Consider the following 15,909-nt stretch of genomic DNA (forward strand, 5'->3'; position numbering starts at 1 on the left):
TTCAGATGTTAAGTAAACGGGGAGCGAAATGGAAAGTAAAAGATGGTGAACAGGAAATTATTGATAGATTAATCAAGGAGTTAGAATTAGATCCAGTTATAGCGAAAATATTAGTTAATAGAGGTTTAAAGACTCCTCAACAAGTAGAGGAGTTTTTAGATTTTGATTTAGAAAAATTAAATGATCCTTTCTTATTACCAGATATAAAGCAAGCAATTGCTAGAATTAAAGTTGCTATAAAGAATAATGAACAGATAGTTATCTATGGTGATTATGATGTTGATGGGATTACAGCAACATCATTATTAGTAGATTATTTAAAAAAGTTGGGAGCTAAGGTTGATTATTATATCCCCAATAGGCTAGAAGAAGGATATGGTTTAAATTTAACGGCTGTAGAATTGCTAGCAGACAAAGGTACAGATTTAATTATTACTGTTGATTGTGGAATTAAAGCTCACCAACAGATAAAGTATGCTAATCAATTGGGATTGGATCTGATTATTACTGACCATCATCAAGTTCCTAATCAGCTCCCTAATGCTGTAGCAATTATTAACCCTAAGCGAGATGATTCCTCTTACTCCTTTGCTGAATTAGCAGGGGTAGGAGTTGCATTTAAATTAGTTTCTGCTCTGGAATTAGAGGTAAAAGAAAATGATGATTTGAAGATATTATGTGCAGAATATTTAGATTTAGTAGCTTTAGGGACAGTGGCTGATATTGTTCCTTTAGTAGGAGAAAATAGAATTTTGGTTAAACATGGATTAAGTAAGATTAAGAATACAGCAAAATTGGGTTTAGCTGCTTTAGTTGAAGTTTCTCAGTTGACTGATAAAGAGATTAATACAGGGAGAGTAGGATATAATTTGGCCCCTAAAATTAATGCAGCAGGTAGGATAGGAAATCCAACTTTGGCAGTTGAGTTGTTATTAGCTCAAGAAGAGTCAGAAGCCCGAAATTTAGCTAAAGAATTAAAGCAACTAAATGAGCAACGCCAACAGATAAGCCAACAGATGTTTGAAGAAGCCGAAGTAGTTATTAAGCAATTAAATTTGGAAGAAGAGTGGTTTCTTGTTCTTGCTTCACCAGATTGGCACCCTGGTATTGCTGGGAATGTAGCTTCTGATATTTGTGAAAAGTATCATCGTCCTACTATTTTAATTTCTCAAGATAGTACTGGAAAGTGGCAAGGATCGGGACGAAGTATTAAAGGGTTTGATATTCATGAAGCTTTATTGAACAATCAGCAATTGCTAGAACGATTTGGCGGGCATAAGCAAGCAGCTGGATTAACCATTACTGAAGAAAATATTAAAAAGTTACGAGCTAATCTAAATAGTTATATTCAGCAAAAATTGGAAGCCAGTGATTTAATTCCAGTCTTGAAGATTGATGCTGAAGTGAAATTTGATCAACTTGATTTTTCTTTGGTCAATAAATTAGAGCAGTTGGCCCCTTTTGGGTTACGAAATCCTCGTCCGATACTAGCAAGTAAAGATGTTGAGGTGAAAAGTTTTAGAGCAGTAGGAAAATCTAATAAACACCTTAAGTTAACTGTAAGTTCAGCAGGAGAGGTAATTGATGCGATTGCTTTTAATCAAGCCGAATTAGAAACTGATTTAATAGAACAGAAGCAAGAGCTGGAGTTGTTATTTAATGTAGAGATTAATCAGTGGCAGGGAAATAGCTCATTACAGCTAAAGGTTAAAGATTTTAAAATTCCGCAAACTGATTTTGTAACTGAAATGTTTGTTAAAGGAAGAAGAGCAGATGCTGTTCAAACAGCTAGAACAGAAAATTTTTATACTGAGTTTATTAAACCATCATCTGAAATTTCATCTCAGAAGATAAAAAGCCTATCAATAGGGGATAAATTATTATTAACTTCTAAAGTAGATACTTCATTAATCAAGGTATTGACTCCTGAACAGGAGATAATTGGTCATTTGAGTGAGAAGTTGAGTGGTCAGTTAACCCCTTTTCTTATTGTGGGAATCAACTATAATATTGTTGTATCTCAAATAATAGATAATAATAATGGATTGCAAGTAAAGCTTTTTATCTACCAAGCAAAAGATAAGCACCAAGAAATTAAGGCTAGACTGGAAAGTGAACAACAAAATTTAGCTGAGGTGAGAAAAAATATAACTGCTCCAAGCTTTGTTGATTCTCAGCAAGAAAAGATTTATGATCACTTGATTAATGAGCAAAATACTTTAGCAGTCTGGCCGGCTGGACAGGTTAACTTGGCTACTTTAGCAGAAGTTCTCGCTAGTAAAGTTATTAAGTTTGACCAAATTGTAGTTGTAGTGCTTCCATTTCAGAGGTTAGTTGCTCAGCGATATCGATTTTTAAAGCATCAATTATCTTCTGGAGGACTTAAAATTTTTAAGGGTTATTCTTCTTTGAATTTAGTTGAAAAAGAAGAATTAAAGTCCAGATTAAATACGGGTCAACTTGATCTTTTGCTAGTTACTCCTGAATTTGTTGAAGCATATCTAGAAGATTTAGGGAAAATTAAAAATGAGGTTGGCTTGTTAGCAATAGATTATAATTTTGAACTTAACTCATCTCCAAGTCAGTTTCAGCAACTACAGCAAACAGTTTTGAAATTAAGGGCACTGTTTAATAATCCATTAGTTTTAGCATTGATGACTGAGTTGAAAATTGAGTTAAAAGAGAAGTTAATTAGCGAGTTAAAAATTGCTCAAATAGAGGTTGTTGATGCTGAACCCACTAAGTTTCAATTGCTAGATAAGAGGAATTATTCTGATAAAGTAGGTTACACTAATCAAGTTATTAATCAAGAAGGAAAGAAGATTATCTATGTTAAACAGCAACAAGAGAGTATAGATTTCGCTGTTAAGTTAAGGATCAACAACCCGCAGTTAGCTACTAAGATTATGTATTATCATTCCGCTTTAACTACGGCAGAAAAAAATAGAATTAAAGATAAGTTTCAAGTTGGAGAGATAGAAGTGGTTGTTGCTACTGAGCCACTTAGTTTGACTGGAGGTATTAGAGGGGTTAATCATATTATTTTTGTGCAACCACCTTTTAATCAATTTGAATTTAATGATTATATTGCTCAAGTTACAAATAGTGAAGATCAGCTTGCAGCTCACTTGTTGTACCAAGAACAGGATTTAGAAAATAATCAATTTTTGTTAGAAGAAATAAATCCTGGTCGTGAGCTGTTGGCCCAGCTATATATATTACTGGTTAAAGAAAGTAACGAGCAAGGAGAAGTTGTTGTAACTGAACAAGAGTTAGTTGCCTTGCTGTTACAGAAGGTAGAACAGAATATTACAGTTGATACTATCTTAGCTGGATTAGATATATTTATGGAATTGCAGTTATTAAGTATCATTAAGCAAGAGCAGTCTAAAATTAGGATTAAATTACATCCGCAGCCTGAGGCTAAACTAGACTTAACCAGTTCAATGCGTTATAATGAAGGTGTTAAGGAGAAAAAAAGGTTTAAGGTTTTCAAAGAAAGATTTTTGGCAAAGAGAGTAGAAAAGTTATCAAATTTAATTAAGTGAGTCTAATATTTTAAAAAGGATATTTAATTGAAAGGGGAGAAGAAATTTGAATTTAGCAGATAAAATTAGAACTATCCCGGATTTTCCAAAAGAAGGGATCCAATTTAAAGATATTACTACTTTATTAAAAGATCCAGAATCATATCAGGAGGCAATTAATCAATTAGCTCAACGATATCAAGAGACAGAAATAGATTATGTTGTAGGAATTGAAGCACGTGGTTTTTTAGTTGGAGCTCCTCTAGCTTTGGAGTTAAATAAAGGTTTTATTCCTGTTAGAAAGCAAGGGAAATTGCCTGGAGAGATTATTAAGACTGAATATGATTTAGAATATGGCAGCAATACTTTGGAATTACATAAGGATGCTATTGAAACTGGAGATAAAATTTTAGTTGTAGATGATCTGTTAGCAACAGGGGGAACTGTCAAAGCTACATTGGACTTAATAGAAGAGTTAGGTGGAAAAATTGCAGAAGTTGCTTTTTTAATGGAATTAGCAGACTTAGATGGTAGAGAGAAGTTAAAAGATTATGAAGTCTTTTCATTGATTATTGATTAAGCAACCTTAAAAATATGGAGGAGCATATAGATGTCTCTACAAAAATTATTAATGGAGGTAGAATCATATACTGAAAATCCTAATTTAGATTTAATAAAACAAGCTTATTATTATGCTAAAGATTGTCATCAAGGGCAATATAGAGTTTCAGGGGAGCCCTTTGTTAGTCACCCCCTGAATGTAGCCCAGATAATGGCTGAATTAGAGTTGGATGTAATTTCAATAGTAGGAGCATTGTTACATGATGTAGTGGAAGATACAGAAGTAACTGAGGAAGAGTTAGAAGAAAAATTTGGTGCAGAAGTTACTTTGCTTGTTAGTGGAGTAACTAAACTTAGTAAGATTGATTTTAAATCACGAGAAGAGCATCAAGCTGAGAGTTTACGAAAGATGTTTTTGGCTATGGCTAAAGATATCAGAGTGATTTTAATAAAGTTGGCTGATAGATTGCATAATATGCGCACATTACAATATTTATCGAAGGAAAAACAGAAGATTAAAGCAACTGAAACTCTTGAGATTTATGCTCCTTTGGCCCATAGGTTAGGGATATCACGTTTGAAATGGGAATTGGAAGATTTGAGTTTTAGGCATCTGGAATCTAAAAAATATTATGAATTAGTTAATAAAGTGGCAAAAAATAGGGAAGAGAGAGAAGGCTATATAGAAGATGCTATTAATCAAGTAAATAATAAATTACTTGAAGTAGGAATTAAAGCTAAAATATATGGCAGACCGAAACATTTATATAGCATCTATCAAAAGATGGTCAAACAAGATAAAGAATTTAGGGAAATATATGATCTAACAGCTTTAAGAGTAATTGTTAATTCAGTTAAAGAATGTTATCAAGTTTTAGGATTAATCCACGATTTGTGGAATCCAATGCCAGGGCGAATTAAAGATTATGTAGCAATGCCTAAATCAAATATGTATCAATCACTACATACAACAGTGATTGGCCCTAAGGGTGAGCCATTAGAAATTCAGATTAGAACCTGGGAAATGCATCGGACAGCTGAATATGGAATTGCTGCTCATTGGCGTTATAAAGCAGGAAATCAAAAAGAGCAGGATTTTGAAAAGAAGATATCTTGGTTACGCCAATTGTTAGAATGGCAGAAGGATTTACATGATGCTAAGGAATTCATGGAAACTTTGAAGATCGATTTATTTGAGGATGAGGTCTTTGTGTTTACTCCTAAAGGGGATGTTGTTTCTTTACCTAAAGGGGCCAGCCCTGTAGATTTTGCTTACAATATTCATACAGAAATTGGTCATAATTGTGTAGGGGCCAAGGTTAATGAGAAGATGATTCCTTTAGAGTATAAGTTAAAAAATGGCGATATAATTGAAGTTATAACTTCTGCTAATAGCGGGCCAAGTCGAGATTGGCTGAAGTTTGTTAAAACTTCACGGGCCAAAAGCAAGATTAAACGTTGGTTTAGAGATCAAAGAAAAGAAGAAGTTGCAGCTAAGGGCAAAGAAATGCTAGAAGCAAGATTAAATAAAGAAGATGTTAATCTTAAGGAAGCAGAAAAAAATAAAAAATTAAAAGAGATAGCAGAGAAGATAGGAGCTACTACAGTTGAGAGTCTATATGCTAAGATTGGATATAATAAAGTTTCAGTTTTGGATATAGTAAAAAAATTAAAACCTCAAAAGAAAACTCCTTCTCCTAAAACTGAATTAAAAAAGCTTAAAAAAAGAGGGAGCATCAGTAATCGAGCTAGAAATAAAGGGGTTAAAGTTAAGGGAATGGATGATTTATTAGTTAGAATTTCTAAATGTTGTAATCCAGTTCCTGGAGATCGAATTTCTGGATATATTACGCGAGGGCGAGGGATTTCTGTTCATCGGTCTGATTGTCCAAACTTAGAAAATTTAAATGATCAAGAACCAGAAAGGATTATTGATGTAGAGTGGCATGTAGATCAAGAAACTTCTTATGAAGTAGAGATTGAAGTTGAAGCATTAAATGAGCATTCATTACTGAATGAAGTGACAGCAGTAATTTCAGAAGCTAAAATAAATATTACTTCAGCCAATGCAAGAACAACTAGAGATAGGTTAGCTTATGTTAAGTTATCTTTACAAATCAGCAGTCTAGAACATATGAAAGATATAATTAATAAGTTAGAAGCGATAGAAGGAGTACTCAGTGTTCAACGAGCTAATCCAGCTTAAAAGGAGGATGACAGATGTTTATTAAAGGGTTAACAGTTAGTAATTTAGATGTTAATTGTTATATTGTTGCAGATGAGGAAACTAAAGAAGCAGTAGTAATTGATCCTGGAGCTGAAGGTGATAGGATCTTGGAAGTTGTAAATACTAATGACTTACAGGTCAAGTATGTAATTAATACACATGGACATAGTGATCATATTGGAGCTAATTTGGATATTATTGAAGCTACCGATGCTGAATTATTAATTCATCAAGATGATGTTGAATTTTTACAGAATCCGGATTTAAATCTCTCTTTTTTTATTGGGCAAGCAGGTAAAGAGCTAGAAAGTCCTTCAGCAAATCGTTTACTACAGGAAGGTGAACGGATTGAGGTTGGAAACTTAACTTTTGAAGTACTTCATACACCAGGACATACGCCTGGTAGTATTTGTTTAAGATTGGATGATAATCTATTTAGTGGAGATACTTTATTTGCGATGGGAATTGGTAGAGTTGATCTGCCTCAAGGTTCTCATCAAGCTTTGAAGAGATCGCTTACTAAAATTTTAGCAATAGAAGATGATTTGAAATTATATCCTGGTCATGGGCCAAGTTCAACTTTAGAAGAGGCTAAAGAGAAAAATTCTTATATTTAGGAAGGGTTTTAAAAGTGAAACTAGGATTGGATGTAGAAAGTAAATATTATAATTCGGTTAAGAGTATGTTGAAGATTTTGATTCCCCAAATAGATCTCTTTAATTTAAATGAATTGTTAACTGAAGAAGTTGATTTAGTAATAATAACTGAGTTAGAGCTCAGTCAAGGAATTACTGTCAAGGCTAATTTAATCAAAGAAGGTAGACTTAAAAGTAGAAAAGTGATAGAAGATGAAGAAATTTTGAAAAAAATTTATACTAAAAAAGATTTTGAAAGAAGGATCAAGCAGAGGGTTAAGTTATCCATTTTTAAAGTGCTAAGTAAATACTTTGGTTCCTCTTTAAGTCCTTGGGGCATTTTAATTGGAGTGCGTCCTACTAAGCTTGGACATTATCTATTAAAGAGGAGGGGCTTTAGTTATCAAGAGGTCGAGAAGAAATTTAAAGATATTTATGGTGTTGCTCAAGAAAAGAGAGCATTATTACTTCAAGTTATGAAAACAGAAAGAAAATATTTACTTCCCCCTCAAGAAACTGAAAAGAGAGTCAGTATCTATTTAGGGATTCCTTTTTGTCCTAGTAGATGTAATTATTGTTCATTTGCTTCTTATCCGATCCAAGAACATAGAGATTGTTTTAATGATTTTTTAGTTGCTTTAAATTATGAACTAGAAGCTGTAGGTCAACAGGTTGAGGAGCTAGGATTAACAGTTGATACGATCTATATTGGTGGAGGTACTCCTACTGTATTGTCTGCTGAGCAACTAGAGAAGCTTTTAAATAAATTGACAGAAAAATTTGTTACTCCTAAATTACGAGAATTTACTGTGGAAGCAGGTAGAGTAGATACAATCAACCAAACTAAATTGAAATTATTAAAGAGGTTTGCTACTACTAGAATTAGTATTAATCCTCAAACGATGAACCAGACTACTTTAGATAGAATTGGTCGTCAACATACAGTTAAGAGAGTAAAGGATATCTTTAATTTAGCTCGACAACTTGGTTTTGATAATATTAATATGGATTTAATAGTTGGTTTACCAGGGGAAAAAATTGCTGATTTAGCTGAAACTTTACAGCAGATCAAAAGATTGAGCCCTGATAATCTAACTGTTCATACGATGGCTATTAAAAGAGCTTCTCAGTTAAATCGAAATTTAGAACAGGCTCAGTTACCCTCAAATAAAGAGGTAGAGCAGATGTTGGCATTAACTAAAGATGCTGCTGCTCAACTGGGATTAAATCCTTATTATATGTATCGCCAAAAAAACACCTTAGCTAACTTGGAAAATGTAGGTTTTGCAGAAAGAGGAAAAGAATCAATTTATAATATTTTAATGATGGAAGAACGCCAAACAATAATTGGATTAGGGGGAGGAGCAGTAACTAAACTGGTTGCTCCTGGAGATTGGTCACTACAAAGGTTGTTTAATCCTAAATCTCCTTTTCAATATATTGAAGAGATTGAGGAGAGGACAACTGAAAAGATAGCTAAATTGACAACTTTAATTAGATGAGTTACAATAATAGTTGAGTTTTTAAATTGATGATTATTTTAAATTTGCTTTTTATATTTTTATATTAGATAGGGAGGAAATTAGCATGATTTTTAATGCCTTAAGAAAAAATATGAAGATTGTAATTTATGTAGTGGTAATCACATTTGCTTTAGGAGGGACTGTGGCATATTTAGGGTTTTCTGGAACTGGAAATTCTGCTGGAACACAAGGACAACAGCAGATAGATTTTGAAGAGCAGAGTGAGCCAATAGCAGTGGTCAATGGAGAAGAAATTCTTTATCAAGAGTATAGTCATCAGTTAAATAACTATTTGAGACAGTATGGAGGAGAAGTTAGTGGAGAACAAATCTTAGAACTGAAAGCTCAAGTTTTGGATAGTATGATAGAGCAACATTTAATTTTACAAGAGGTTGAAGCTAGAGGGATTGATCCAGTAGTAAGTGATGAGGAAGTACAAGAACAAATAGATCAAATTATTGAGATGTATGCATTTTCTGAAGAAGAGTTTGAACAGATATTAAGCCAAAGTGGAGTTACTGTTGAACAACTAGAAGAAGATCTTAGAGTTAATTTAGCACAACAAAAAGGATTAGAAGAATTAGTGGATCAAATTCAAGGTGGAGTTGAAGTAACTGAAGATGAGTTAGCTGAGAGATTTGAAGAAGTAGAAGCAAGTCATATTTTAATTCAGACAGAGGATAAAACTGACCAAGAAGCACAAGCTAAAGCAGAGGAAGTATTAGAACTAGTTAATGAAGGAAGAGATTTTGCTCAGTTAGCAGAAGAATATTCTGATGATCCATCTGGTCAACAGGGTGGAGATCTAGGTTCATTTGGTCGAGGGCAAATGGTTCCTGCCTTTGAAGAGGCAGCATTTGCTTTAGAAGTAGGAGAGATAAGCGAGTTAGTTAAGAGTGAATTTGGATACCATATTATTAAAGTAACTGATAGACAAGAAGCTTCTGATGAAGAGGTTGCTGAACAAAGAGAAGAATTAATGGAAGAGTTGTTAATAGAAAAACAAAGAAAAACACTTGATGATTTAGTAGTTGAATTGAAGGAAGAAGCTGAAATTGAGATTAAAGATAGTGAGATTGAAGCATTTAATGCCGCCCAAGATGGTAATTATGAACAAGCATTAACTAGTTACAAAGATGCTATTGCAGAAGATTCAAATGCTTATTACCTATATAATAATTTAGCTGAAGTTTATAAAGCAATGGGAGAGGTTGAAGAAGTAGTTGCAACTTATCAAGAAGCTATTGATAGATATCCTGAGCAAGTAATCTTTTATGATAATTTAGCTCAATCATATTTACAGGAAGATGAAATTGATCAAGCAATGGATGTTTATTATCAAGGTTTAGCTAATAATGAAAATGAACCTGAATTATATCTTGGATTAGGAGATTTATATCGACAACAAGGGGAAAAAGAGATAGCACTTGATAAATATGAGCAGTTTGCTGAATTATCAGGTGAAGACTTAATGGCCTATTATAGTCTATATACTATCTATCAAGAAATGGGATTAGAAGAGAAAGCTGAAGAAAAATTAACAAAGGTAGAAGAATTACAGCAGAATATGCAACAACAGATGCAACAGCAGCAAGAGCAACCTTTAGAGGTTGAAGGTGATTTAGAATAAGACGGTAGTTGCTAGTTTTAGAGGAGGGTTAAAATGAAGATTAGAGCTCCAAGAGGAACTAATGATCTATTACCTCAAGATACTGCTAAGTGGCAGTATCTTGAGGATAAAATGAGAGAGGTATTTACTTGTTATAATTATCAGGAGATTAGAACACCAATTTTTGAAGTAACAGATTTATTTAGACGAGGAATTGGAGAGGCAACCGATATTGTTGAAAAGGAAATGTATACTTTCAGTGATAAAGGAGATAGGAGCATTACTTTAAGACCTGAAGGAACTGCTTCAGTGATGCGGTCATTTTTAGAAAATAAAACTTATGGTCAAGCACAACCGACTAAATATTTTTATGCAGGGCCAATGTTTAGATATGAAAGACCACAAGCAGGTCGTTATAGACAATTCCATCAGATTGGGGTTGAAGCTTTAGGGGCTGATAATCCAGCTATTGATGCTGAGATTATAGCTTTAGGAATTCAGTTCTTAACTGAGTTAGAATTAGAAGAGCTAGAGGTTCATCTTAATAGTGTAGGTTGTCCAGAGTGTCGCAAGAATTATAGAGAGAAATTAAGGGATTACTTTAAGCAGTACTTAGGAGAACTTTGCTCAGACTGTCAAGATAGATATGAACGTAATCCATTACGAATTCTTGACTGCAAGGCTGATCGCAGGCAAGAGTTTATGGAAGATGCGCCTAAAATATATGAAGAGTTATGTACGGAATGTGATCAACACTTCAATCAAGTACAGCAATATCTTGATCTGTTAGAGATTGATTATATGTTGGATGCTCGATTGGTAAGAGGTCTTGATTATTATACCAAAACTGCCTTTGAGGTTATTTATAAGGGATTAGGAGCCCAAGATACGATCTTCGGTGGGGGGCGTTATGATGGATTGGCCCAAGAAATAGATGGACGTGATATTCCTGGAATTGGTTTTGCTATGGGAGTAGAGAGGATTTTATTGACTTTAAAAGAGCAGGGAATCGAATTACCAATTGATCAGAGTATGGATTTATTTATTACTACAATTGGTGAAGAAGCTGAGCAAGCTGCTTTTAAGTATCTTTATTCTTTACGGCAAGCTGGTTTGAAGGTTGAAATGGATTATTTAGGTCGTAGTGTTAAAGGACAAATGAAATGTGCCGATCGAAATAATGCTAATTATAGTATTATTTTAGGTGGAGATGAATTAAATAAAGGTGTAGCTACTATTAGAAATATGAAATCTGGAGAACAGGTAGAAATTAAACTAGATAACTTAGTTCAAGAAATGAAAAAGCGAATAGAATAATCTAGGAGGGAAGATAATGACTGGAATGAAAGATTTAGTAAGAACCCATTCTTGTAAAGAGTTAGGAATTGAGCAAGTAGGGGAAGAAGTTACTCTAATGGGATGGGTACAAAGAAGAAGAGATCATGGGGGAGTAATCTTTGTAGATTTAAGAGATAGATTTGGATTGGTACAGGTTGTCTTTAATCCAGAAATAGCAGAAGATACATTTGATTTAGCTAATCAATTAAGAAAAGAATATGTAATAGCTGTTACTGGAGAAGTTATAGCTCGTCCTGAGGAAATGATTAATGATGATTTAAACACTGGGAAAATAGAAGTTCATATAGAAGAGTTACATATTCTGGATGAGGCTGAGACTCCTCCTTTCTTAATAGAAGATGAAATTAATGTAGGGGAAGAAGTGAGATTAAAGTATAGATATTTAGATTTGAGAAGAAAGAAGATGCAAGAAAATTTAATGTTGCGCCATCAAGTTAAGAAGTCTGTTAGAGATTATTTAGACCGAGAAGACTTTTTAGAGATAGAAACACCAATGTTGACTAAGAGTACTCCTGAAGGAGCACGAGACTTTTTGGTTCCTAGTCGATTGCATACAGGAGAATTTTTTGCTTTACCGCAATCGCCACAATTATTCAAACAATTATTGATGGTTTCTGGGATGGAAAGATATTATCAGATTGTTCGTTGTTTTAGAGATGAGGATTTAAGAGCTGATCGTCAGCCTGAATTTACTCAAATTGACCTAGAAACTTCCTTTATGAATCAAGAAGAGATTTTGGAATTGGTAGAGAAGATGATGAAGGAGATATTTACAGCAGTTGATTTTGAAGTGCCGACTGAATTTCCTCGCATGACTTATCAAGAAGCAATTGAGCGTTATGGAACTGATAGACCAGATACTAGATTTGGAATGGAGTTAGTGGATCTTTCAGAAGTTGTAAAGAATAGTGAATTTAATGTCTTCAGTGGGACGGTTGCTAATGGTGGATTAGTAAAAGGAATTAATGCTAAAGGAGCTGCTGATTTTTCTCGCAAAGATATTGATGAACTGACTGATTTTGTTGGTATTTATGGAGCTAAAGGGTTAGCTTGGATCAAGGTTGAAGAAGATGGAGTTAACTCTCAAATAGCTAAGTTTTTAGCTGAAGAAGAGTTAAATGGTATTTTAGATGAAATGGAAGCAGAAGCTGGGGATCTATTATTATTTGTAGCAGACAACCCTGATGTTGTTGCTGCTGCATTAGGTAATCTGAGATTAGAGTTAGCTAAAAAATTAGAGTTGATCGATCAAGATCAATTTGAATTTTTATGGGTTACAGACTTCCCATTATTGGAGTGGGATGATGAAGCAGAGAGGTATGTTTCACTACATCACCCATTTACTATGCCGAAAGAAGAAGAGCTTTCATTATTAGATACTGCACCTGAAGAAGTTACTGCTCAAGCTTATGATTTAGTCTTAAATGGAATTGAAATTGGTGGGGGAAGTATTAGAATTAATAACCGCCAAATACAAGAAAAGATTTTTGGGTTATTAGAGATGGAGCAAGATGAGATTGAAGAGAAGTTTTCTTTCTTACTAGAAGCCTTTGAATATGGGGCTCCACCACATGGAGGAATTGCTTTTGGTCTTGATCGTTTAGTAATGCTACTTGGTAAATTAAAGAGCATTCGTGATGTAATTGCATTCCCTAAAACACAACGAGCTACCTGTATTTTGACTGATGCTCCTTCGCCAGTAGCTAAGGAACAATTAGAGGAGTTAAATCTTGAGATTGAAGAAGAGATAGAGTTAGATTAAGCTCTCTCACCTGACAATTTTTTCATTAATTTAAAATTTTATTTTAAAGGATAGTTTTACTTGAGATGTTTTCAGAAGTATGATATTATTTAGATGAAGTTGGAGGAAATACTTATATTCTACGATGTTCGTGATTGGGTTTATGTTTTGCCTAACATCACATTATAAGGGAGCCTGGTCTCCGTTTGTGGCGTATAAGCCATCTTAGAATGGACATATAAATCAAATGGGAGGGCACCCACTTGAATAATTGAGAGCAAATCAATAAGTCTGATGCGGCATTGTGGAATTATCTTAAAGTCTAGCCATATGGCTAGACTTTACTATTATAAAGAAATATTTTTTAGTAACTTTGTTTTAAGGAGGCTGACTTAGTAAAAGGGGGGAGCAGATGTTAGCAGAGAAGAAGAAAGAACAGCGACAAAGGGCGATGGAGTATCGGCAAAGATTGACAGATAGAGAACTGCTAAAGAAGAGTATGGAGATCAAGAAGAAGCTATTTGAACTAGAAGAATTCAAGGCTGCAGAAAATATCATGTTCTTTGTTTCCTTTAAGAATGAAGTTAGAACAGAATTCATGATTAAAGAGGCTCTCAAACTAGATAAAAATGTAATTCTTCCTATCACTGACCGAGAAGAGAATAGATTGTTATTATCTCAATTGAAAGATTATGATCAAGAGTTAGAGGAAAGTACTTATGGGGTTTTAGAACCTAAAGAAGAATATGTTAGATTGATGGAACCTAATGAGCTGGATTTAGTAGTCTCTCCAGGGCTGGCTTTTGATCGAGAGTTGAACCGCTTAGGTTATGGTGGTGGATATTATGATCGGCTTTTATCACAAGCGCCACAGGCAGATAAAGTTGCTGTTGCTTTTCAAATTCAGATTGTAGAACAAGTTGTTACAGGTGAGTACGATATTCCGATGGATAAAGTAGTTACTGAACAAGAAGTTATTTCTTAAGTTTAAGTACATATATAAATTGAACTAATGATTTTCTTCAATATAATTAATCTAAGTTCTTTTAAATTTGAAGGGTCTAAATAAAAGTCGAATTTAACTGATATAGCTGAAGGAGTTTAAGCCAGTTAGTTTCAATATAGTATTTTAAGACTGAGAAGGATATCCTCTAAATAACTTTAGAGGATATCCTTGTTGTATTATAAAAAGTGTTAGGAACAGAGGTTATGATTTGGCTAAGACGAGAAGGAGAGGTGAAGGGATGATGGATTTATTCAGTTATCAAACTAAAGAGAATAATACTAATAATAAACCTTTGGCTGTTAAAATGCGACCTCAAAATTTAGAGCAGTTTATAGGTCAAGAAGAGATAGTAGGAAAAGGAAAATTGTTACGTAGAGCTATTGAAGCCGATAGATTACAATCGCTTATCTTTTATGGACCGCCAGGAACAGGTAAAACTACTTTAGCAAGGATAATTGCTAACAGGACAGAGTCCGAATTTGAAAGTTTAAATGCAGTAACTTCAGGAGTAAAGGACTTACGTCAAGTGATTACTAGAGCTAAAGAGCGACAAGGAATGTATAATAAAAGAACGATCTTATTTATAGATGAGATTCATAGATTTAATAAATCTCAACAAGATGCATTATTACCAGCAGTTGAAGAAGGAATAATTATCTTGATTGGAGCTACTACTGAAAACCCATATTTTGAAATTAATTCGCCATTATTATCACGTTCTAGGATTTTTCAGTTGCGGTCATTAACTGAAGAGAATATTAAAGCTATATTAAGGCGTGCTGTAGATAAATTGGAAGGTAGTAAAGATTATAAGATTAAGTCAACTATAGAAGCATTAAATCACTTTGCTAGAGTAGCAAATGGAGATGCTAGAACTGCTTTGAATGCATTGGAATTAGCAGTATTAACTACCCCTCAACAGGAGGGGATGAAGGAAATAGATCTAGAAGTAGCAGAAGAGTCAATTCAACAAAAGGTAATTAATTATGATCAGGCAGGAGATAATCATTATGATACAATTTCAGCCTTTGTTAAGAGTATTAGAGGTTCCGATCCAGATGCTGCTTTATACTGGTTAGCTAAGATGATTGAAGCTGGTGAATCTCCAAGCTTTATTGCTCGGAGATTGATCATTCATGCTGCTGAGGATATAGGAACTGCTAATCCTCAAGCGTTAGTTATTGCTAATGCTGCAGCAGAAGCGGTTGATTATGTAGGTCTGCCTGAAGCGAGGATTCCCTTGGCCCAGGCTACTATTTATTTAGCAACTGCTCCTAAAAGCAATGCTGTTTTGCTAGGGATTGATCAAGCTTTAGCAGCGGTAAGATCAAAGGTAACATCAGGGGTACCAACTCATTTGCAGGATAATCATTATCAAGGTGCAACTGAATTAGATAAAGGAGTTAATTATAAGTACCCTCATGATTATCCTAACAATTATGTAGAACAAGAATATTTACCTCCAGAGTTGGCAACTGAAAAATTTTATCAACCAACCGAGAATGGTTACGAAGAGAAGATTAAAGAGTTTTTAAAGTATTTAGATTAACTCTGGTAGCCTTATAAAGTATTACAATTATGGTGTGATCTGTTGCGATATGAAAAGTATCGCCTAGTATTGTGAAGACAATCTACAATAACTAGAACTGAAAGACTGTAACAGTCAAATGATAGGGTAACGCCTTGAAGGGCTGTCATTGATACTCCGAACTGCATTATTT

General features: G+C 34.0%; 10 protein-coding genes and 1 other RNA gene. All 11 read left to right on the top strand.

Annotated elements, in window-relative coordinates; all coding sequences use genetic code 11:
- The first annotated feature begins 5 nt into the window (after nucleotides 1-5).
- Nucleotides 6-3,548 carry a single-stranded-DNA-specific exonuclease RecJ gene (gene recJ / locus MWH25_RS07365; protein WP_248627006.1) on the top strand — a complete coding sequence of 1,181 codons (3,543 nt, stop codon included), beginning with the start codon at nucleotides 6-8 and terminating at the stop codon, nucleotides 3,546-3,548.
- Between the two features lie 46 nt (nucleotides 3,549-3,594).
- Nucleotides 3,595-4,107, top strand: a complete 513-nt coding sequence (locus MWH25_RS07370) for an adenine phosphoribosyltransferase (protein ID WP_248627007.1) — start codon at nucleotides 3,595-3,597, stop codon at nucleotides 4,105-4,107.
- A gap of 30 nt (nucleotides 4,108-4,137) precedes the next feature.
- Nucleotides 4,138-6,294, top strand: a complete 2,157-nt coding sequence (locus tag MWH25_RS07375) for a RelA/SpoT family protein (RefSeq protein WP_248627008.1) — start codon at nucleotides 4,138-4,140, stop codon at nucleotides 6,292-6,294.
- Between the two features lie 14 nt (nucleotides 6,295-6,308).
- Nucleotides 6,309-6,932 (top strand): MBL fold metallo-hydrolase, encoded by a 624-nt coding sequence (locus tag MWH25_RS07380; RefSeq protein WP_248627009.1) that lies wholly within the window; start codon nucleotides 6,309-6,311, stop codon nucleotides 6,930-6,932.
- 14 nt (nucleotides 6,933-6,946) lie between these two features.
- The gene (hemZ, locus tag MWH25_RS07385) at nucleotides 6,947-8,452 is read left to right on the top strand and encodes a coproporphyrinogen dehydrogenase HemZ (protein ID WP_248627010.1); all 1,506 of its coding nucleotides are present in this window, start codon (nucleotides 6,947-6,949) and stop codon (nucleotides 8,450-8,452) included.
- 85 nt (nucleotides 8,453-8,537) lie between these two features.
- The gene (locus tag MWH25_RS07390; RefSeq protein WP_248627011.1) at nucleotides 8,538-10,103 is read left to right on the top strand and encodes a peptidylprolyl isomerase; all 1,566 of its coding nucleotides are present in this window, start codon (nucleotides 8,538-8,540) and stop codon (nucleotides 10,101-10,103) included.
- Nucleotides 10,104-10,136: 33 nt separating this feature from the next.
- Nucleotides 10,137-11,399, top strand: a complete 1,263-nt coding sequence (gene hisS / locus MWH25_RS07395; RefSeq protein WP_248627012.1) for a histidine--tRNA ligase — start codon at nucleotides 10,137-10,139, stop codon at nucleotides 11,397-11,399.
- Nucleotides 11,400-11,424: 25 nt separating this feature from the next.
- Nucleotides 11,425-13,203: an aspartate--tRNA ligase gene (gene aspS / locus MWH25_RS07400; protein WP_282706916.1), complete on the top strand. Its 1,779-nt coding sequence runs from the start codon at nucleotides 11,425-11,427 to the stop codon at nucleotides 13,201-13,203.
- 113 nt (nucleotides 13,204-13,316) lie between these two features.
- Nucleotides 13,317-13,497, top strand: a non-coding RNA gene (gene ssrS, locus MWH25_RS07405) — 6S RNA.
- 97 nt (nucleotides 13,498-13,594) lie between these two features.
- Nucleotides 13,595-14,167, top strand: coding sequence for a 5-formyltetrahydrofolate cyclo-ligase (locus tag MWH25_RS07410; protein ID WP_248627014.1), 573 nt, complete (start codon nucleotides 13,595-13,597; stop codon nucleotides 14,165-14,167).
- Nucleotides 14,168-14,429: 262 nt separating this feature from the next.
- The gene (locus MWH25_RS07415; RefSeq protein ID WP_248627015.1) at nucleotides 14,430-15,737 is read left to right on the top strand and encodes a replication-associated recombination protein A; all 1,308 of its coding nucleotides are present in this window, start codon (nucleotides 14,430-14,432) and stop codon (nucleotides 15,735-15,737) included.
- Nucleotides 15,738-15,909: the final 172 nt, after the last annotated feature.

The sequence above is a fragment of the Natroniella acetigena genome, from assembly GCF_023227745.1.
GTDB lineage: Bacteria > Bacillota > Halanaerobiia > Halobacteroidales > Halobacteroidaceae > Natroniella > Natroniella acetigena.